Source organism: Cellulosimicrobium sp. RS, from assembly GCF_046159675.1.
In the GTDB taxonomy this organism is placed as follows: domain Bacteria; phylum Actinomycetota; class Actinomycetes; order Actinomycetales; family Cellulomonadaceae; genus Cellulosimicrobium; species Cellulosimicrobium funkei.
Map to the genome: position 1 here is coordinate 22,509 of NZ_JBJXVU010000005.1, position 18,230 is coordinate 40,738.

The following is an 18,230-nucleotide window of genomic DNA, read 5'->3' on the forward strand; positions in this document are numbered from 1 at the left end:
GCCAGGGGGAAAGATGAAGGGACGTCGTTCACGGTTGGCCGGCGAGGGCTACGGGTACAACCCCTCCTACGCACCGGTCGACGCCGACAAGTACCTGAACCAGTACATCTGGGCGGCGCCTCAGCTGTACGTGACGAGGGCGCGCGCCAAGGTGTGCCGAGACCGCGGCACGCTCCTCCCGGACAACTGCTCGGCGGAGAAGACCTACACCCGGTGACCGAGCGCACGGTCGCCGTCGAGGCGCGCGCGATCTCTTTCGCCTTTCCCCTCGAGCAGCCGATTCTCGACCACGTCGATCTGACCGTCGGCCGTGAGGCCGTCGCGTTGACGGGCACGAGCGGCACCGGCAAGACGACGCTCCTGCACTGCCTGTCCGGAATCCTCGTCCCGTCCTCCGGGGCGGTGGCCGTGACCGGGCACGTCATCACGGGAATGACCACGGAGGAGCGGAGCGCGATCCGCAGGCGGCACGTGGGAATGGTCTTTCAGTTCTCGGAGCTCATCGCCGAGCTCACGCTCCTGGAGAACGTCTCGCTCCCGCTCGAGCTGCTCGGGTCACCGCGGCGAGTCGCGACACGCACGGCGCGTGATCTGCTGGGCGAGCTGGGCATATCCCAGCTCGCCCAGCGGTACCCGGCTCAGGTCTCGGGCGGGCAGGCCCAGAGGGCTGCCGTTGCCCGAGCGCTGATCCATGAACCCTCGGTCGTGCTCGCCGACGAACCCACCGGGGCCCTCGATGCAGCGACCGGAGGGCGCGTCCTGGAGCTCTTGCTCGACGCGGCACGGAGCCGCGGCGCTGCGGTCGTCCTCGCCACGCACGACGCGGCCGTCGCGGCCCTGGCGGACCGGGTCGTCGACATGGCCGAGATCGGGGCGCCACACGGCGCACGCCCGCACCCGGTCGCATGAACCGTCGTAGCGCGACGCTCCTCGGGCTTCGTCTTCTCCGATCGAGCGGGCACCGCCGGTGGTGGTCGCGAGCGCTCGTCGTCGGCGGCGTGTGCATGGCCATGGTCGGCACACTCCTCTGCATCGCTGCCGCGACCGTCGTCTCGGCGCAGGCGGACCGCACGTGGGAACGCTCCTTCACGTCGGCGGTCGACGACGCGCACTCCCAGGCTCGCGTGACGGTGTCACGCATCGCCTACGGGGAGCGGATGCTGCTTCGCGTGGACGTCGATCCGCTCGACGGCGAGCTCCCGTTGCCCCCGGGCCTCGGCCGATGGCCCGCCTCCGGCGAGGTCATCCTGTCCCCGGCTGCGGAAGAGCTACGTTCGACCGCGGCGTTCCGGGCCTTGGCCCCGGGGAGGGTCGCCGGGACCGTCGGGGACGCCGGGCTCCGCAGCCCGGACGAGCTCGTCATCTACCGGGGGGTGCCGGCGTCAGAGCAACCTCGTGGTGGTGAGGGTGTCGTCGCGCCGGGGGCGACGGGCGCGGGCGCGCACGACCGAGACACCCCGGACATCCCTCCTGGACAGGTCGCCGCGCTCGTCACCGTCCTCGCGGTTCTCGTGGGACTACCGGTCGCGGCGTTCCTCGGGGTTGCGACCAGGCTCTCCGCGGCGACCCGAGCACGGCGGCTCGCAGTCCTCCAGTTCCTCGGTGCGTCGACCTCGACGATCCGTAGCGTCAACATGCTCGAGGTGACGACGCTCTCGTTCATCGGGTGGCTCGGTGGAGTCGCAGTCTTTCCCGTCGTCAACCGGGTCGTCGCTCGGTCCGGGCTGCTGGGCACGACCTGGTTCGCCTCCGACACAGAGCTCACGGCGGCGACGGCGATCCTCCCCGGGGTCCTGCTTCTCACGCTGGCGGTCGTCATCGGTCGACGGATCGAGACCGGGACGGGAACACGGGCGGAGATCCGGCAGGCGGACCCCGCGCGCACCGTCTCCGCGTGGAGACTGGTTCCTCTCGCGTGCGGCCTGACGTCTCTCTCCGCTCAGGTCGTCACGGGGGCGCTTCGTCCCCCCGGGGTGACGCCCGTGCGCCTCGACCTCCTCATGTCCACGGCCGTCGTCGTGACGGCGGCCGGGCTCGCCGTCGCGATGCCCTCCGTCATCCGTTGGTCGGGCCGTGTCCTCGCGGTCCACGGGAAGACGGTCTCGGCACGGCTCGGCGGAGCGCGAGCCGCCTTCGACCCACGTGACGGCGCACGTCTGGTCGTCGCGCTCGCGCTCCTCGTCATGGCCGCAGGCGTGACCATCGGTCAGACACGGGACGCCCGTGCCGTGAGCGTCCCCACCGCCGCGGTCGTCCCGGTCGCCGTCGACGTCTCCGAGCTTCCGGACGGCGGAGCGGCCACGCTGCTCGACGAGCTGCCCACCGCGGCGATCGGGTTGGCGGCGAGCGATCCCGCGTCGCCGGAGATGCGCCTGGCCGCCATCGCGCCGTGCGATCGCGTGGACGCCTTCCTCCGCGCCGTCGGTGGGGCGTCGGTTCCCGGCTGCGTCGACGGCGCGGTGCTGACCTCGTCGATCGACGAGGACCCGTCGTCCGTCCGGGTCGACGACGTCCCGGCGATCGCGTCGCTCGCGGAGAACCTCCCGCATCGCGGAGTGCTCCCCGAGAACGTCGCCGGTCTCCTCGCCGAGTCAGGTGTCGATCTGCTCGTCACCATCGATCCGGCTGCCGTCCTCGATGCCGTAGCTCGTGGCCCCGTCGTCACCGAGGCCGGTGGGACCGCATACGCGACGAACGTCCAGCTCGTGACGGCTGTTCCGTCGGCCGACGTCGCCGCGACGCTCGCCAGCATCTACCGGACGGCCCCATACAGTCAGCCCACCGCGACAGGACTCGACCCTGACAGTGGACGCAACATCGCGATGATCAACGGGTTCGTCCGGCTCGGCCTCCTCCTGGGGACGGTGATGACGGTGCTCGCCCTCGCTGTCGCGTTGGCGGATCGTGCGACGACGCGACGCCGCCCCGACATGAGTCTGCTGGCCGCAGGTGTCGACGCATCCACCCTGCGAGCGGCTCACCGCTGGGAGTCGCTGACGACCCTCGGGACAGGAGCGTCGCTCGCCCTGCTCTGCGGGGTCCTCGGCGGCCTGGCCTGGCAGTACGCGGGCGGTCTCGTCCGGGAACCGGACTGGGCGTCGATCGCCGTCCTTGCGGCTCTCACCGTCGCCGCCGTGGTCGGCGTGGCCGTGACCACCGCAGCCATGGCACCGCGTGACGTCGACATCGAGTCCCTGCGTACGACGTGAAGGGCTGAGCAGTGCCTGAGCTGCGCGTGTCGCTGCTCGCGCAGCAGCGCGGCACCGACGGCCCGGTGAGCGAGAAGCGCATCCGCACGCTCCTCACGCCCGACGGCTGGTGACGGCTCGATCGCCGGCACGGCCTCGACGAGCAGACGGAGGGGCACGCTAGAGCCTGGGGAAGTCGCGTACCTCTCGCCGAAGTCGGCGCCGTCGCACGCGCCAGAGAATCTCGGCGGTCTGCCGCTCCATCCAGATGCCGTCGCTGCGCTCGTCGGGCGAGTCGGGTGCGAGCACGAGCTCGCTCCGTGTCTGCGTGGAGCCGGCAAAGGTCAGGACGAGGCGGCTGGGTCCGCGGACCGCGGCGACCGCGGTGGCCAGCCGATCACGAAGCTCATTCGGCTTCTCGTCCTGCTCGTACTCGAACGTCACCCCGAAGTGGGAATCGAGCTGCAGCGCGAAGACCTCCTCGCCGCGGTGGACGAGCACGCGCGCGACACGCTCAGGCGCTCTGACCGGCCTCATCACGACGCAGAGGGCGTCGGACACGTCGTCGTCGAACTGCCACACGATGTCGTCGTAGCCGGCCATCAGCTCCGGGACGAGTGCCCGGAGAGCCGCCCCGGTCGGGGTCTGTGCGCTCACACCGGACAGTGCACCAGAGTGCCGGGGCGACCGCCACGGCTCGTCGGCCGCCTGCAGCCGTCGCTGCCGGCCGACACTCGTCGACACCGCGGTCAGCACGACGCGTAGACGTAGCCCGGCTCGTCCGGGCCGACGAGGTCGCGGTCGCGCAGGACGGTGAGCGGGGCGCGGTCGTCGCGGGCGCAGACGTCGTCGAAGGTCAGGCCCGCGTCGGCGAGCGCGTCGGGGTACTCGACCTGGAGCACGTGGTCGCCGTAGACGTCGGTGTACGCGGCGCACTCGTCGAAGACCGCGCACTCCTCGGTGACGGCGAGGTCGAAGCCGAGGTCGTCGTGCGCGACGGTCGCGATCTCCGCCGCGTTCTTCTGCGCGACGGCGAGCCCGGCGTCGTGCGCGAGGTCGACGTACGCGCGGGCGAGGGCGTGGGCGCCGTCCTCGTCGATGGCGTCGAACCGCGTCCAGGTGTCGAGGTTGTCGAGCTCGACGGCGTCGAAGCCGTCGTCGGCGCAGCCCGTGACGACGGGCCCGAGGATCGCGAGGATGCCGTCGCGCTGCTCGGGCGTGGAGGGGTCGAGGACGTGCTCGTCCGGCCAGTCGGGGTCGACGACGAGCGTCCCGTCGGCGTCGTGCAGGAGCAGGTCCTCGTGGCCGTCGAGCCACCGGTCGGTCTCTCCCGGCTGGGTCTGGAAGCCGTTGACGTAGCAGACCGAGTACACGCCCGGCAGCGGTGCGGCGGTCGCGTCCCGCACGACGACGTCCGGCCGCACGGGCCCGTCCCCCGCGTCGACCTCGTCGTACGCGGCGCCGAGCTGGTAGTCGAGCACGCCGTCCGTGGGCGGCAGGGCGGGTGTCTCCGCCCGGGCAGAGGCCGCGGGCGCCGGGGACGCGGGGGCGGTGCACGACCCGGTCCCGAGCACGACGACGCCCACGGCGACCGCCACCACGGCCCGGTGCGCGCGCCGTCGGGCAGCAGGCCCTCGCGTCCCCGCACGGTGCACCGCGGCTCCCCCGCCCTCGTCCAGCGGCCTCCCCGACGGCGGCCGCTGTGCCGACCGTACGCGGCCGGCGGGCGCTCGCGGCAGTCGTCCGCCGCTCCTGCCGGGATGCGGGCGTGCGCACCGTCACACCTGCGAGGGCGACAAAGGCCGCCGCGATGACTTGGAATAAGACCCATCGACCACACCCGTCGCCGTTCTCGGCGGCTCGGCTGCAAGGGGCACACCATGACACGAGTCGTCGTCAGCGGGTACGGGGCGGTGACCCCGGTCGGGCGCACCGCCCCCGACACGTGGGAGGCGCTGCTGCGCGGGGAGCCGGGCGTGCAGGCGATCGACGACGACTGGGCGGCCGAGCTGCCCGTGCGCATCGCCGCGCGCGTCGACGACGCCTTCGCCGAGGCGCTCTCCGTCCGGGAGCGGCGCCGCACGGACCGTGCGGAGCAGCTCACGCTCGTCGCGGGCCGCGAGGCGTGGGCGTCCGCCGGGTCGCCCGACGTCGACCCGACGCGTCTCGCCGTCGTCGTCGGCTCCGCGAACGGCGGGATCGCGACGACGCTCGACCAGTCGCGCGTCCTGCACGAGCAGGGCCACCGGCGTGTCTCCCCGCACACCGTGACGATGCTCATGGCCAACGGCCCGGCCGCGTGGCTGTCGATCGACCTCGGCGCCAAGGCCGGCGCGCGCGCCCCGATCAGCGCGTGCGCGGCGGGCTCGGAGGCGATCACGATGGGCCGCGAGATGATCCTCGCCGGCTCGGCAGACGTCGTCGTGTGCGGGGGCGTCGAGGCGGGCGTCCAGCCGTTCTCGCTCGCGGCCTTCGCCGCGGCCCGCGCGATGTCGACCCGCAACGACGAGCCGGAGCGCGCGTCCCGGCCGTTCGACGTGGACCGGGACGGGTTCGTCATGGGCGAGGGCTCGACGCTCCTCGTGCTCGAGCGCGAGGACCACGCCCGGGCCCGCGGGGCGGTCGTGCACGGCGTCGTCTCGGGTGCGGCCCTGACGTCGGACGCGTACGACATCGTCGGCGGCGACCCCGAGAACCAGGCCCGCACGATCACGATGGCGCTGCGCTCGGCGTGCCTCTCCCCCGAGGACGTCGGGCTCGTCCACGCGCATGCGACGGCGACCCCCGTCGGGGACGTCAACGAGGCGGACGCGCTGCGCGCCGCCCTCGGGATGCCGCCGCCCGTCACGAGCACGAAGGGCGCGACGGGCCACCTCCTCGGCGCGTCGGGCGCGCTGGGCGTCCTCGTCGCGCTCCTCGCCCTGCGCGACGGCCGCGTGCCGCCCACGCTCAACGTCGACACGCTCGACCCCGCGATCGACCTCGACGTCGTCCGGGAGGCGGCCACGACGTCGGCCCGGCACGCGCTCGTCGACGCGTTCGGGTTCGGCGGTCACAGCTCGAGCGTCGTGGTCTCGCGCGACTGACCGGGGTCGCCGAGCACGAGGTCGCCGTCGGGAAGGCGGCCAGGACGCCACGGACCCCGTGGTCGACGGCGAGCAACCCCGTCCCCGGGCACGATGGAGCGATGGACCTCGACGCACGCCTCGCCGACATCACGACGCTCGACGTCGACGCGATCGTCAACGCCGCGAACTCGTCCCTCCTGGGCGGCGGCGGGGTGGACGGCGCGATCCACGCCGCGGCCGGGCCGCGGCTCCTGGAGGAGTGCCGTCGGCTCCGGCGCACGACCCTCCCCGACGGCCTGCCCGTGGGCGACGCCGTCGCCACCGACGCCTACGACCTCCCCGCCCGCTGGGTCGTGCACACCGTCGGGCCGAACCGCTACCGCGGCGAGACGGACCCCGCGCTCCTCGCGTCGTGCTTCGCCCGCTCGCTCGACGTCGCGGACGACCTCGGCGCCACGACCGTCGCCTTCCCCGCGATCAGCGCGGGCGCGTACGGCTGGGACGTCGAGGAGGTCGCCCGCGTGGCGGTGGACGCCGTCCGCGGCTGGTCCGCACCCGACCTCTTCGACGAGCCCGCCGACCCGGCGGCAGCCCGGGACCGGGACGGATCGCGCCCCGGGCCGGGCGTCGCGGCCGTGACGTTCGCCCTCGCGACGCCGCGGGCGCTCGCGGCGTTCCAGGCCGCCCTCGCCCGCTGAGCCCCGACCCTCGGGGTCACCGCCCCGAGGATCAGGGTCGGGTCGGGGGACCTCCGGATACCGGGGCGCCCGGGACGCTCGTACCGTCGAGGCATGAGCACCTCAGACGCCTCCACCGCCGCGTACCGCCCGACGCTGTCCCGACCGCGCCACGGCCGGATGATCGCCGGCGTGTGCGCCGGGATCGCCCGCCGGTTCGGCTGGGACCCGACCGTCGTCCGCATCGTCGCCGCGGTCTCGATCCTGCTCCCGGGCCCCCAGGTCATCGCGTACCTGGTCCTGTGGGCCCTCATGCCGAACGACCGCGACTGACCCGGCCGACGCCGGTCAGCCGCGACGCCGGTCGGACGCGACGCCGGTCGGACGCGACGCCGGTCGGACGCGACGCCGGTCGGACGCGACGCCGGTCAGACGTCGCGACGCCGCTCAGACGTCGCGACGCCGCAGGAGCAGGGCCGCCACGGCGAGCGGCACCACGGTCCAGGCCCCCAGGGCGAGGGCAGCGGCACCGGGCGTCAGGACCTCGACCCGGCCGGCGTCCGCCGCGGTGACGGCCATCATGGCGGTGCCGAGGTTCATGGGCAGGAACCGGACGACGTCCTGGACCCCGTCGTGGGGCACGAACTCCGTGATCATCGGCACCACGAAGAGCAGCGTGGCGAGCGTGAAGATGGTGCCCGCCGGGTGCCGCAGGATCGCCCCCACCGCGACGGCCAGGACCGCGACGCACGTGAGGTAGCCCGCGCACGCGAGCAGCACCCGCTGCACGACCCGGTCGCCGAGGTCGGGCACGAGGTCGTTGCCCGCCAGCAGGGGCGCGGTCACCAGGTAGGACGCCGCCAGCCCGACGACCGCCACGACGAGCGACGCCGCCGCCACGACGACGACCTTGGCCCAGAACGCCGGGAGCCGTGCGGGGACGGCGCTGAAGGTCGACCGGATCATGCCCGTGGAGTACTCGGTGGTCATGCTCAGCGCACCCAGCACCGCGAGCGCGAGCTGCGCGAAGATGTAGCCGAGCACGAGCGTCTGCACCGTCGAGACGCTGCCGAGCGCGCCCGCCTCCTCGGGCCGGGTGGCGGCGAAGTTCAGGGACGCGGCCATGACGACGCCGAACAGCATCATGACGACCACGGTCGAGCCCATTGTCCACCAGGTGGAGCGCACGGAGCGGAACTTGACCCATTCCGACCGCAGCACGCGGCCGAACGAGAGGCGGGCCGTCGTGCGGAGGGTCGTCGCGGGAGCCGGGGCGGAGAACGTGGCCGTGGTCATCGTCGGGCTCCTTCGAGAGCGGTGGGACGAACCGTGTCGTCGGGGTCGGCCGCGGCGGCCGCGGGCTCGGTGCGGTACTCGACCGCGTCGGCGGTGAGCCGCATGTACGCCTCCTCGAGCGTGGACGTCTCCGGCGTGAGCTCGTGGAGCACGACGCCCGACGCCGCGGCGAGCTCTCCGATCCCCGGCGCCTCGGCACCCTCCACCTGGAGCAGGCCGGGTTCGTCCGAGGTGACCGTCGCGCCGTCCTGCGTCAACAGCTCGGCGAGCCGCGTGGCGTGCGGGGTACGGACCCGGACGCTGCGCCGGGTGCCGCCGTCGACGACGTCCTCGACGGCGGCGTCCGCGATGATGCGGCCCTTGCCGATGACGATGATGTGGTCGGCGGTGAGGGCGACCTCGCTCATGAGGTGGCTCGACAGGAAGACGGTGCGGCCCTCGGAGGCGAGGTAGCGCGCGAGGTTGCGCACCCACAGCACGCCCTCGGGGTCCAGGCCGTTGACGGGCTCGTCCAGGATGAGGGTCTTGGGGTCGCCCAGCAGCGCGGACGCGATGCCCAGGCGCTGGCCCATGCCGAGGGAGAAGCCGCCCACCCGCTTCTTGGCGACCGGCTGCAGGCCGGTCATCTCGATGACCTCGTCCACGCGCTGGGTCGGGATGCCGTGGGTGGCGGCCATCGCGAGCAGGTGGTTGTAGGCCGAGCGGCCGGTGTGCACGGCCTTGGCGTCCAGCAGCGCGCCGACCTCGGTCAGCGGTGAGCGGTGCTGGGCGTAGGGGCGCCCGTTGACGGTGACGGTCCCGGCGGTGGGGCGGTCCAGGCCCATGATCATGCGCATGGTCGTGGACTTGCCCGCGCCGTTGGGGCCCAGGAAGCCGGTCACGGTCCCGGGACGCACGGTGAACGAGATGCCGTCCACCGCGGTCTTGGGCCCGTACCTCTTGGTCAGGCCGCGTGCTTCGATCATGCTCCCCCCTCGGGGTCGGTGACGATGACGCCACCGAACCTAGGGAGACCCGGGTGCCGGGCGATGCCCTCTCCTGGCCGATCTTCCGTCGGCACGTACACCGCTCGGGCGAAGCCCCCGTCCGCCGTTCGACCGACCCCCCGGCGGGAGGGACGCCTCAGTCGAGCTCGACGACGACGGCGCCGGACGGGTCACGCAGCACCGTGCCCTCGACCCTCACGGTGACCTCCAGCGGGCCCTGCGGCCATCGAGCACTCACCGTGTACGGGGCGGACGCGCGCAACTCCTCCCCGGTCACGAGGTCGAGCGGCTCGTCCTGGGCCCAGACGGCGGACGCCACGTCCACCCCTGCGTACCCGCGGAAGATCCCGTCCGCGACGCTCTGCGGGCAGGCGTCGCCCGTGAGCCCGGCGGCGGTGCACGAGGCGAGCAGCTCGTCGATGCGCGCCTCGGCCTCGGTGGCCACCTCGGCGCGGAGCACCAGGTCGACGTGCAGCATCTGCGAGCGCAGCTCCGCTCCCGGAGGAGGCTGGATCGCGTCGGGGTCCACGGGGAACTCCACCGTGAACGGCTCGCTGTCGCCGCCGTCGGGATCGATCGTCGTGAGGTCCTGCGGCCCGGCGAGCTCGAGGTCGTAGATCCCGGGAAGCAGCCGCAGGGGCCCCGACGTCGCGAGGTCGAACGCGCCCGACCCCTCGACCACGATCTCCACCGGGACGCCCGGATGGACGACCGGGAGCCCGTGGTCGGACCAGAGCGCGACCCTCGGCTCCCCTCCGACGGTCTCCGTGCCGACCACGAGGGTGCGCGTCTCCTCCTCGCCGTCGAGCCGGTACTCGACGTCCACCGAGGACTCCGGGCCGGACCCGGTCACGGAGGTGACGCGGGCCTCGACGGGGCGCACCGCCTCGGCGTAGACCGCGTCGTCGAGCGCGACCGGGCTGAGGACCGACGGATCGCTCAGCAGCTCGCCCGCTCCCGTGGCGTCGCCGTCGACGAGGCGGTCGAAGAAGGTCGTGACCACCTGCTCCGCGGCCCCCTCCTCGGAGCTCTGGAACGAGCACCCCGCCCCCGTCAGCGGGACGACCACGGTCGTGAGGCCGGCGGCCCACCGCGCCGCGCGTGACGACGCCCTCACCGGATCACCGCACCTGCTCGCGGACGGGCTCCGGAGCCGTCGACGGTGGTCCCGGGCTCGGCGTCGGTCTTCCGCGCCGTGCCCGGGCAGGACGACACGCCGGTCGGCGTACTGCGCTCCGTGCTGTTCCTCTTCCCCTTCTGCCAGACCCCCGCTCCGCCCCGGTCCCAGCAGCCGTCCGGAGCGTCACCGTCGAGCCGCACCGGAGCCCGCGCGTCGGGCGCGTCGTCGAGCACCGCCCTACCTTCGCCGATGAGCGCCGAGATCGCCTCATGAGCGGCGCGGCTCCGACTCCGGACGGCAGCGCTCGGGCTCCTCTCCGGCGCCCCGGGCGGGCGGCCGTTGCTCCGAGCGACGGTCTCGCGCACGGAGTACCTGATACTTCGGGCCCGTGACCGAATCGTGACGGCGAAAGTACCTAGTACTCGCTGTCCGTGGTGTCCGGGGCGTTGCTAGCGTCGCTGGGGATCTACCTGCTACTCCACGTCCCGCCAACGGTGGTGGGCGCACCGGCGCACTCCCGCGCCGAGCAGACCGGTACCCGCCTCTCCCGCAGCTCTCCCCTCGTGCCGACCGCCCCGCGACGACGCCGGGCGTGAGGAAGGACGACAGATGACGCAGCACGCTCTCCGACCGTCACGCACGCACACGGTCCTCACCTCCGTCGCGCTCGCCGTGCTGGCCCTCGCGGTCGCCGGCCTGGTCGCGTTCCTCCTCGTGTACAACGGCAAGGTCGCCGACGGCGCGACCCGCCTCGACGACGGCGCCGCCGAGCTCGACGCGGGCGCCGCGACCCTCGCCGACGGCACGACCGAGGCCCAGGCCGGCGCGCAGCGTCTCGCCGACGGGGCGGACGACCTCGAGGCCGGCGCGGGCGACCTCTCCGCCGGCGCGCGGAAGGCGTCCGACGGCGCCACCCAGCTCGCCACGGGCGGCGCCACCGCGCTGGACGGCGCGACCGAGCTCGCCGCCGGGGCGGACGAGCTCAACGCCGGGGCGGCACGCCTCGCCGCCGGGGCGGGCGACGCCGCGAGCGGCGCGGCCCGCCTCGCCGCGGGCAGCAAGGACCTCGACTCCGGGGCGGCACGCCTCGCCGCGGGGAACGCCCGTGCCGCCGACGGCGCGTCCCAGATCGCGTCGGGTGCGGGCACCCTGAAGGACGGCGCGGCCGAGCTCTTCGCCGGGAACGCGACGGCCGCGCAGGGTGCCGGGCTGCTCGCCGAGGGCACCTCGGCGCTCGCCAGCGGCGCGTCCGACCTCGCCGACGGCACGGCACGGCTCGCCGTCGGGGCGAGCACCGTCGCGGACGGCGCGTCGACGGTCACCACGGGCCTCACCGGCGCCGCGTCCGGCGCACGCGATCTCGCGACCGGGGCGAGCAGCGTCTCGGCGGGCGCGTCGACCCTGCGCGACGGCGTCGCCGCCACCGCCCGGGGCGCCGGCTCGCTCGCGCCGGGCGCGGCGACGGTCGCGGCGGGCGCCGAGCAGCTGTCCGCCGGAGCGAGCTCGTTGCAGGCCGGCACGGCGCTCCTGGCGCCGGGCGCGCAGCAGGTCGCGGCGGCGTCCGCCCAGCTCCGGGACGGCGCGACCGGACTCGCGGCAGGTCTGTCCACGGCTCGCGACGGCGCCGTCCGCCTGGCCGACGGGACGCGTTCGGTGGCCGAGGGTGCCGACCAGGTCCACGCGGGCGCGGACTCCCTCGCCGCACAGCTCCAGGGGCTGGCCGCGGCGACCGACGACCCGGCCCTCAAGGCGAAGCTCGACGCGCTCGCGGGTGCGGCGGGCTCGGTGCGCGACGGCGCGGCGCGGGTCGACGCCGGCGCAGGAGGGCTCGTCGCCGGCGCGTCCGCCCTGCGCGACGGGCTCGCGGGCGACTCCGGCGCCGCAGCGGGCGCGGCCCGGCTCGAGGCGGGTCTTCGGGACCTCAGCACCGGAGCCGCACGGGTGTCCACCGGCGCCCAGGAGGCGGACGCGGGCGCGACGCGGCTCGCGGAGGGTGCGGCCGGGCTCGCCTCCGGCGCCGCCGCGGTCTCCGGCGGGGCACAGAGCCTCGCCGCCGGGACGGCGCAGCTCTCCGGAGGGGCCGACGCCCTCGCCGCCGGTGCGAGCACGGTCTCGGCCGGCAACGCCTCGCTCGCCGGGGCGACCCGCGCCCTCGCCGACGGCGCCGCCAAGGTGTCGGGCGGCGCGACGACCCTGGCCGCCGGGAACGCGGCGTCGGCAGACGGCGCCGCCCGTCTCGCCGCCGGGAACACCGACGCGGCCGCCGCCTCGGCAGCGCTCGCCGAGGGCACGGCTCGCCTGGCCGACGGCGCCTCCCGGGTCGCGGGCGGCAACGCCCAGCTCGCCACCAAGACCTCCGAGCTCGCCGCAGGCGCGTCGGAGCTCGCGTCCGGCGCCGCCGACCTCAAGGCGGGGATGGCGAAGGCCGCGACCGGCGCGAGCGACCTCTCCGCCGGCACGGTGCGGCTGCGCACGGGCGCGGGCGACCTGTTCGGCGGGACCACGCGGCTGGAGGACGGGACGCTGCGCCTGCAGAACGGGCTCACGACCCTCTCGACGGGCGCGACGACCCTCGCCGCGGGCAACGCGGCGCTGGCCGAGGGCTCCGCGACGCTGCACGCCGGCACGACGACCCTGGCCGACGGCGCGTCCGACCTGCACGACGGCAGCACCCGCATCGCCGACGGCGCGGCCGCGCTCGCGGACGGCACGGGCACCCTCTCCGACGGCACGACGGAGCTCAAGGACAGCGTCGAGAACAGCCCCGTCGGACGGGTGTCGCTCGGTATGTCGGCGCTGGTCGGCGGGTCCGTGCTCGCGGGCGTCGCGGGCGTCGGGCTCGGGCTGCGCCGTCGGCTCGCGGCGGTCTGACGGACCGGCGCGCACGGCCGGGCGGCGTCCTCGCCGCCCGGCCCTCGGCTCGGGGGCGGCCTCACGTCGACGGTGCCGCCCTCGCGGGCGGCGGTCCCGGTGGACAGGACTCCGGGGTCGCCGCCCTTCTCTCGCTACCGGGCTGCAGGCCCGCCGCCACGGCGCGCGGCCGCGTAGCCGCGAGCGCGCAGCGCGTCCTCCCAGCCGTACGTGCCGAGGTGGCGCGGCGCGTGACCGGTGGGGTCGAAACGGACCTCGGGGTCGTCGCCGTCGTGCGCGGAACCCGTCTCGGGGCCGTGCAGCTCGATCGCGCCGAACCGGTGCCAGGCGCCGAGCGGGGTCGCCTCCAGCACCTCGAGCACCGGCGTGCCGACGACCCGCGCCGCGTCGTGGTCCGGCCGCAGGGCGAGCACGCGGGGACCGTGCGGCGACCGCAGCGGCATGAGCGTCGACAGCCAGCCGCCCAGCAGCGCGCGGCGCGGCACGAGGAGGAAGCGCGTGAGCCGCCCCCTCCCCGAGGAGGCGAACAGGACGTCCTGGGGCGCGCCGTCGTCGGTCCAGCGCACGGCGATCCCGACGACGTCCGGGAGCCCGCGGGGGAGGCCTGCCCCGAGGGACACGCGCACCGTGACGGGCGTGCGGCCCTGCGGGACGCTGACCGCGCCCGCCTCGTCCTCCGCGACGACGAGCGTGCCGCGGAGCAGCACGCCGCGCGCGTGCATCGGGCGGCCGCCGCGCACGCGCGCGACCGTGCCGGTCACGGCCGCGAGCGCCGCGCCGACGGGTCGAGAGAGCGTCTCCACGAGTCCTGCCACGCGGCCACGGTCGCACCGCCCCGCGTCACCCGCACGGCCGCGGGCTCGTCACCCGCCCGGGGTGCCCGGGATCAGGGAGTCTGCTGCCCCGTGGAGCCCGGCGTCTGGAGATCCGAGAGATCCGGGAGGTCCGGCACGTCGAACGTGGGGACGTCGATCGTCGGGACGTCGAGCTCGCCCATCCGCTCCTGGAGCTCCTCCTGGCGGACCCGGTCGTTCTCCTGGAGGCACGCGAGGCGCGCGGCGGGGCGCCCGGTGCACTCCTGCACCGCCGAGCCCGGGTCGCGCGGGGCGCGCTCCTCCTGGACGTAGCGACCGTCGGCGTCGTGCTCGTCGGGGGCGACGGGCAGCGCGGCGAGCGCGGCCGCCTCGGCGAGCAGCAGCAGGACCGTGGCGAGGACGAGGACGGCGCCGCCCAGCCCCGCGCGGACCGCGGCGGCCGTGCTCACGGGCGGGCGCTCGTCGGACACCGCGCGCTGCCGGGCCGCGACGCGCCACGCGGCCCACGTCCCGACGACGAGCGGCAGCACGTACGCCACCGCGGCCAGCGCCGCCACGGGCCGGGCGTCCTCGCGCGCGACCGCGCCCGGGCCGATGCTCCCGACGACGACCGCGACGATCCCGAGGACGACGACGCGGCGCACGACCGCGCCCCGCAGGCTCGCGCGCAGGGCCGCGATCCGCGCGGCTCCCGCCGTCCCGGGCGGCAGGTACCCGAGCTCGCGCGCCTGCGTGAACATCGCCGCGTGCAGGACGGCCGAGGTGACGGTCACCAGGGCGAGCACCGTCCCGAGCCCGACGAGGAACCAGCGGACGGCGACGGCGTCGCGCACGACGTAGAGCAGGGCGAGGCCCGCGAGGACGCCCGCCCACCCGACGGCGATCGCCACGACGGTGCCGCCGCGGAACGGGGTCCGGCGCAGGGTGCGGCGCAGCAGCCCGCGCGGGACCTGGAGCAGGACGGGCAGGACGCGCAGCGCGGTCACGCCCGTCCACAGGAGCACGACGACCCCCCAGACCGGCACGCTGCCCACGTGGGCGTCGCTCATCGCGAAGGCGACGACGAGGGCGACCGCCCCGACGAGCAGGACCGGCATCTCGACGAGCCGCAGCACCTGCTGCCACACGCTGAGGTGCAGCAGGTACCCGGCCTCGGCGTGCTCGGGGTTCATGGCGAGGACGCCGCTGTACCCCTGGGCGCTGCGGCTCGCGTCGAGCGCGAGGGCCGCGTCGAGGTAGAGGAGGTCCTCGTGCTCCGGCGCAACGGCGAGCCCCTGCCGCACGAGGGCGCGCGCCCGGTCGTCGTCCCCGAGGCGCGACCAGAGCCGGGCCGCCTGCGCGAGCCGGTCCGGGGCCTCGGGGGCGAGCTCGAGCGCCGAGGCGATGCGCTCGCGCGCGAGCCGCCGGTCGGCGCCGCGCACGCGCCCCGAGAGGAGGGCGTCGGCGAGCTGGAGGTGGTACCGCGCGTCGTCGGGGTCGAGCTCGAGCGCGCGGCGTGCGGCGTCGCGCGCGCCCGGGACGTCACCGGTGTTCTGGCGCGCGACCGACAGCAGGTAGAGCGCGCCGTCGGCCGCGGGCTGGGCGGCGACCACCTGCTCCAGGAGGGGCAGCGCGTCGGCGGAGCGCTGGAGGTGCAGCCGCACCCACGCGGCGGCGAGGAGGAGCCGCGGGTCGTCGGGGACGGTCGCGAGCGCCTCGTCGACCTCGTCGAGCGCGCGCTCGGGCCGCCCCATCTGGACGAGCATCTCGACGCGCGCGCCGACGGCGCGCGGGTCGGTGGTCGTGGTCACCGTCGGCTGCCTCGCCCTCTCAGAGCATGCGCCGCGCGCGCAGGTACGCGGCGAGCTCGTCGTAGCGGCCGTCGTTGTTCGCGAACGTCACGACGTTGCGCGCGGACTGGAGCCACGCCGTCGTGGACGGCCGCACGTCCGCGAGCGCCGACTCCATGTCGGCCATCGTGACGGGTCGCACCTGGCCGGACGCGATCGAGTCCATCATCGCCTTCTCGGCTGCCGTGGCCGCCAGGTGCTCCAGGTCCGCGCCGGAGAACCCTTCGGTGCGCCGCACGACGGCGCCCAGGTCGATCCCGGCGACGGGCCGCCCCGCGAGGTGGTGGCGCAGGATGGCCTCGCGCGCGGGCTCGTCGGGCGGCAGGACGAGCACGACGCGGTCGAACCGGCCCGGGCGCAGGAGCGCGGTGTCGACGTCCCACGGGTGATTGGTCGCGCCGAGCACGAACAGGCCGTCGTTGTCGGAGCCGATGCCGTCCATCTCCTGGAGGAGCTGGTTGACGACCGTCCGCATGCCCGACGAGCCGGAGTACTGCGCGCGCCTGCCGCCGATCGCGTCGACCTCGTCGAGGAACAGGACGGCCGGCGCGAGCTGCCGCGCCCGCTGGAACAGGGCGTGGAGGTTCTGCTCGCTCTCCCCGATGTACTTGTCGAGGATGTCCGCGAGCGTCACCGTGAGGAACCGCGCGCCGAGCTCGCCCGCGACCGCGCGCGCCATGTACGTCTTGCCGGTGCCGGGCGGCCCGTAGAGCAGCAGGCCGCCGCGCAGCGACTTGCCGAACGCCTGCGCGATGGCCTGGTGGCGCATCGGCTCCAGGAACGCCTCGCGGATGCGCTTCTTCACCGGCTCCAGTCCGCCGACGTCGGCGAGCGTCACCGTCTCGCGCGAGACCTCGAGCAGGCCCGACCCGTCGTCGGGAGCGTCGTCGCGCGCGGGCACGAGGAACGGCTGCCCGCCCCCGGGTGCGGGGGCGGTGTGGCCCTGCTCGGGTGCCGGGCTCGGGTCGGCGGGGGCGGGGCCTGTGGGGCCGACCGCAGGCTCCTCGACGAAGGGCGGCGGGACGCGCACGTCGAGCTCGTCCTCCAGCCGGTCCCAGTCGATGCCCCACGCCGGGCTCCCCGGCCCGGCGGGAGCGCGCTGCCCGGGGTGGTCGGACGGCGCAGGGTCGCCGGACGGCGCAGGGTCGCCGGACGGCGCGGGGTCGCCCGGCGCCTGCCCGGGCGCGGCGCCCGCCGGTCGCGACGCCGCCGCGGCGGACGCGGCCGCCTCCTGCACGAGCCGCAGCGCCTCGCCGTCGGCGGGGTCGATCCGCAGCCCGGCGCTCGCCTGCTCGAGCGCCTCGACGGGACGCCCCGCGGCGAGCAGGAGGCTCGCGTAGTGCACGCGCAGGGGCGCGCTCGTGGGCGCTGCCGCGACGGCGGTGGCGAGCGCGGCCAGGGCGTCGGACATGGGTGCTCCTCGGGGACGGCGTTCGGGACGACGGCGTCGTGCGGCCCGGGGCGGGGCACGGCCGGGACCAGTGTGCACGGGACCGGTGACGTGCACGATAGGGAGAGGTCCCCATGGAAACCACTTGCCATGATGGAAAGTAGATGCTTCGATGGCATCCATGAGCACCGACGACACGACCCGCACCGCACCCCTCGACGCGGCAGCCGCTCTCGACCGTGCCGACCGCCTCGCCGGCGCCACCCGGGCGCGCGGGTGGCGGTGGGTCCGGCTCTACCTGACGGGGTGGGCCGTCGCGAGCGTCGGGCTGGTGCTCGCGATCGGGCTGGGCGGCCGCGTCGGCTTCGTCGTCGGCATGGCGGCCTGGGTCGCGATCGTCACCGTCGGCGCCACGTGGGCGGGGCGGCAGGGCGCCCTGGCCGTCGGCACGCGACGCCGGATCGCCGTCGGCGCCGTGTCCTGGGCCGTGGTCTACGGGGCCGTGCTCGTCGCCGGGCTGGTGGTGTGGCCCGGCTCCGTGGCGTACTGGGTGCCCGCGGCTTTCGTGAGCGCCGTCCCGCTGCTCGTCGCGGCGTGGCGGCCCGCCCCGCGGGACGCGGCGGTGACGGCGTGACGACGCACCGTCCCACCGCGGGCGACGGCTCCGCCGTCGACCACCACCCGCGCCACACGCTCGACGAGGTGATCCACTCCCCCGTGCGCCTCTCCGTCGTCGCCGCGCTCTCGGGCGTCGAGAAGGCGGACTTCCGGACCCTGCGCGACACCATCGAGCTGTCCGACTCGACCCTGTCGAAGCAGCTCACGGTGCTCGAGGACGCCGGGTACGTCGAGATCAGCAAGGAGCGTGCCGGACGACGCACGCGCACCTGGGTGCGCCTCACGCCCGCCGGCGCCGCCGCCCTGCGCGCGCACCTCGACGCGCTGCGCGCGATCGCGGAGGTCGCGCTGCCCCCGGCCGACGCCTGACCA

Annotated in this window: 18 protein-coding genes; 10 read left to right on the plus strand and 8 right to left on the minus strand. The window is 75.4% G+C overall.

The features are described from left to right. Positions 1 to 13: 13 nt before the first annotated feature. The 4 genes from ACI769_RS09125 to ACI769_RS09140 all read left to right on the plus strand — a co-directional run bounded on the left by ACI769_RS09125 (position 14) and on the right by ACI769_RS09140 (position 3,322). Positions 14 to 217, plus strand: coding sequence for a hypothetical protein (locus tag ACI769_RS09125; protein ID WP_137280949.1), 204 nt, complete (start codon positions 14 to 16; stop codon positions 215 to 217). Next, entirely contained in the window at positions 214 to 909 is a 696-nt protein-coding gene (locus ACI769_RS09130; RefSeq protein WP_198163148.1) for an ABC transporter ATP-binding protein, read from the plus strand. The genes ACI769_RS09125 and ACI769_RS09130 overlap by 4 nt, the downstream gene beginning before the upstream one ends. A 101-nt stretch (positions 910 to 1,010) precedes the next feature. Then, positions 1,011 to 3,209, plus strand: a complete 2,199-nt coding sequence (locus ACI769_RS09135; protein ID WP_157446560.1) for an ABC transporter permease — start codon at positions 1,011 to 1,013, stop codon at positions 3,207 to 3,209. Positions 3,210 to 3,220: 11 nt separating this feature from the next. Continuing rightward, positions 3,221 to 3,322, plus strand: a complete 102-nt coding sequence (locus ACI769_RS09140; RefSeq protein WP_157446559.1) for a DUF3418 domain-containing protein — start codon at positions 3,221 to 3,223, stop codon at positions 3,320 to 3,322. A gap of 46 nt (positions 3,323 to 3,368) precedes the next feature. Here the strand turns inward: ACI769_RS09140 and ACI769_RS09145 are convergent, their stop codons facing one another. Both ACI769_RS09145 and ACI769_RS09150 read right to left on the minus strand, forming a co-directional pair. Continuing rightward, positions 3,369 to 3,845 (minus strand): hypothetical protein, encoded by a 477-nt coding sequence (locus tag ACI769_RS09145; RefSeq protein WP_144722295.1) that lies wholly within the window; start codon positions 3,843 to 3,845, stop codon positions 3,369 to 3,371. A 92-nt stretch (positions 3,846 to 3,937) separates the two neighbouring features. Next, complete coding sequence (locus ACI769_RS09150; protein ID WP_085388608.1) at positions 3,938 to 4,786, minus strand: endo alpha-1,4 polygalactosaminidase; 849 nt, start codon at positions 4,784 to 4,786, stop codon at positions 3,938 to 3,940. Between the two features lie 282 nt (positions 4,787 to 5,068). Here ACI769_RS09150 and ACI769_RS09155 point away from each other — a divergent pair, with 282 nt between their 5' ends. From ACI769_RS09155 to ACI769_RS09165, 3 genes are all read left to right on the plus strand, one after another. After that, positions 5,069 to 6,274 carry a beta-ketoacyl synthase gene (locus ACI769_RS09155; protein ID WP_085387073.1) on the plus strand — a complete coding sequence of 402 codons (1,206 nt, stop codon included), beginning with the start codon at positions 5,069 to 5,071 and terminating at the stop codon, positions 6,272 to 6,274. A 101-nt stretch (positions 6,275 to 6,375) separates the two neighbouring features. Next, a complete protein-coding gene (locus ACI769_RS09160; protein WP_085387072.1) occupies positions 6,376 to 6,954 on the plus strand; it encodes an O-acetyl-ADP-ribose deacetylase in 579 nt (192 codons plus the stop codon). A gap of 93 nt (positions 6,955 to 7,047) precedes the next feature. After that, on the plus strand, positions 7,048 to 7,266 hold the full coding sequence (locus ACI769_RS09165; protein WP_021482897.1) for a PspC domain-containing protein: 219 nt from the start codon (positions 7,048 to 7,050) through the stop codon (positions 7,264 to 7,266). Between the two features lie 114 nt (positions 7,267 to 7,380). Here the strand turns inward: ACI769_RS09165 and ACI769_RS09170 are convergent, their stop codons facing one another. The 3 genes from ACI769_RS09170 to ACI769_RS09180 form a co-directional block, all read right to left on the minus strand. Further along, positions 7,381 to 8,229 (minus strand): hypothetical protein, encoded by an 849-nt coding sequence (locus ACI769_RS09170; RefSeq protein WP_085387071.1) that lies wholly within the window; start codon positions 8,227 to 8,229, stop codon positions 7,381 to 7,383. After that, a complete protein-coding gene (locus tag ACI769_RS09175) occupies positions 8,226 to 9,194 on the minus strand; it encodes an ABC transporter ATP-binding protein (RefSeq protein WP_085387070.1) in 969 nt (322 codons plus the stop codon). The genes ACI769_RS09170 and ACI769_RS09175 overlap by 4 nt, the downstream gene beginning before the upstream one ends. Positions 9,195 to 9,351: 157 nt before the next feature. Then, positions 9,352 to 10,332: a hypothetical protein gene (locus ACI769_RS09180; protein ID WP_085387069.1), complete on the minus strand. Its 981-nt coding sequence runs from the start codon at positions 10,330 to 10,332 to the stop codon at positions 9,352 to 9,354. A gap of 612 nt (positions 10,333 to 10,944) precedes the next feature. Between ACI769_RS09180 and ACI769_RS09185 the strand changes: the two genes are divergently transcribed. Beyond that, positions 10,945 to 13,206 carry a hypothetical protein gene (locus tag ACI769_RS09185; RefSeq protein WP_085387067.1) on the plus strand — a complete coding sequence of 754 codons (2,262 nt, stop codon included), beginning with the start codon at positions 10,945 to 10,947 and terminating at the stop codon, positions 13,204 to 13,206. A gap of 134 nt (positions 13,207 to 13,340) precedes the next feature. Here ACI769_RS09185 and ACI769_RS09190 read toward each other — a convergent pair whose 3' ends face one another. The 3 genes from ACI769_RS09190 to ACI769_RS09200 all read right to left on the minus strand — a co-directional run bounded on the left by ACI769_RS09190 (position 13,341) and on the right by ACI769_RS09200 (position 17,261). Further along, positions 13,341 to 14,021 (minus strand): hypothetical protein, encoded by a 681-nt coding sequence (locus ACI769_RS09190; RefSeq protein WP_157446558.1) that lies wholly within the window; start codon positions 14,019 to 14,021, stop codon positions 13,341 to 13,343. 71 nt (positions 14,022 to 14,092) lie between these two features. Beyond that, complete coding sequence (locus ACI769_RS09195) at positions 14,093 to 15,811, minus strand: tetratricopeptide repeat protein (RefSeq protein WP_085387065.1); 1,719 nt, start codon at positions 15,809 to 15,811, stop codon at positions 14,093 to 14,095. 19 nt (positions 15,812 to 15,830) lie between these two features. Next, the gene (locus ACI769_RS09200) at positions 15,831 to 17,261 is read right to left on the minus strand and encodes a 26S protease regulatory subunit (RefSeq protein WP_085387064.1); all 1,431 of its coding nucleotides are present in this window, start codon (positions 17,259 to 17,261) and stop codon (positions 15,831 to 15,833) included. 160 nt (positions 17,262 to 17,421) lie between these two features. Here ACI769_RS09200 and ACI769_RS09205 point away from each other — a divergent pair, with 160 nt between their 5' ends. Together ACI769_RS09205 and ACI769_RS09210 are read left to right on the plus strand one after the other, a co-directional pair. After that, positions 17,422 to 17,874, plus strand: a complete 453-nt coding sequence (locus tag ACI769_RS09205; RefSeq protein WP_232322675.1) for a hypothetical protein — start codon at positions 17,422 to 17,424, stop codon at positions 17,872 to 17,874. Continuing rightward, positions 17,871 to 18,227, plus strand: coding sequence for a transcriptional regulator (locus tag ACI769_RS09210; protein WP_194216422.1), 357 nt, complete (start codon positions 17,871 to 17,873; stop codon positions 18,225 to 18,227). Before ACI769_RS09205 ends, ACI769_RS09210 begins: the two co-directional genes overlap by 4 nt. The last annotated feature ends 3 nt before the right edge of the window (positions 18,228 to 18,230 follow it).

Bases quoted from the DNA above. Each gene is read 5' to 3' on its own strand.
- ACI769_RS09135 (WP_157446560.1), top strand. From the start codon at position 1,011: ATGGTCGGCACACTCCTCTGCATCGCTGCCGCGACCGTCGTCTCGGCG.
- ACI769_RS09200 (WP_085387064.1), bottom strand. From the start codon at position 17,261: ATGTCCGACGCCCTGGCCGCGCTCGCCACCGCCGTCGCGGCAGCGCCC.
- ACI769_RS09155 (WP_085387073.1), top strand. From the start codon at position 5,069: ATGACACGAGTCGTCGTCAGCGGGTACGGGGCGGTGACCCCGGTCGGG.
- ACI769_RS09205 (WP_232322675.1), top strand. From the start codon at position 17,422: ATGAGCACCGACGACACGACCCGCACCGCACCCCTCGACGCGGCAGCC.
- ACI769_RS09160 (WP_085387072.1), top strand. From the start codon at position 6,376: ATGGACCTCGACGCACGCCTCGCCGACATCACGACGCTCGACGTCGAC.
- ACI769_RS09170 (WP_085387071.1), bottom strand. From the start codon at position 8,229: ATGACCACGGCCACGTTCTCCGCCCCGGCTCCCGCGACGACCCTCCGC.
- ACI769_RS09165 (WP_021482897.1), top strand. From the start codon at position 7,048: ATGAGCACCTCAGACGCCTCCACCGCCGCGTACCGCCCGACGCTGTCC.
- ACI769_RS09125 (WP_137280949.1), top strand. From the start codon at position 14: ATGAAGGGACGTCGTTCACGGTTGGCCGGCGAGGGCTACGGGTACAAC.
- ACI769_RS09175 (WP_085387070.1), bottom strand. From the start codon at position 9,194: ATGATCGAAGCACGCGGCCTGACCAAGAGGTACGGGCCCAAGACCGCG.
- ACI769_RS09185 (WP_085387067.1), top strand. From the start codon at position 10,945: ATGACGCAGCACGCTCTCCGACCGTCACGCACGCACACGGTCCTCACC.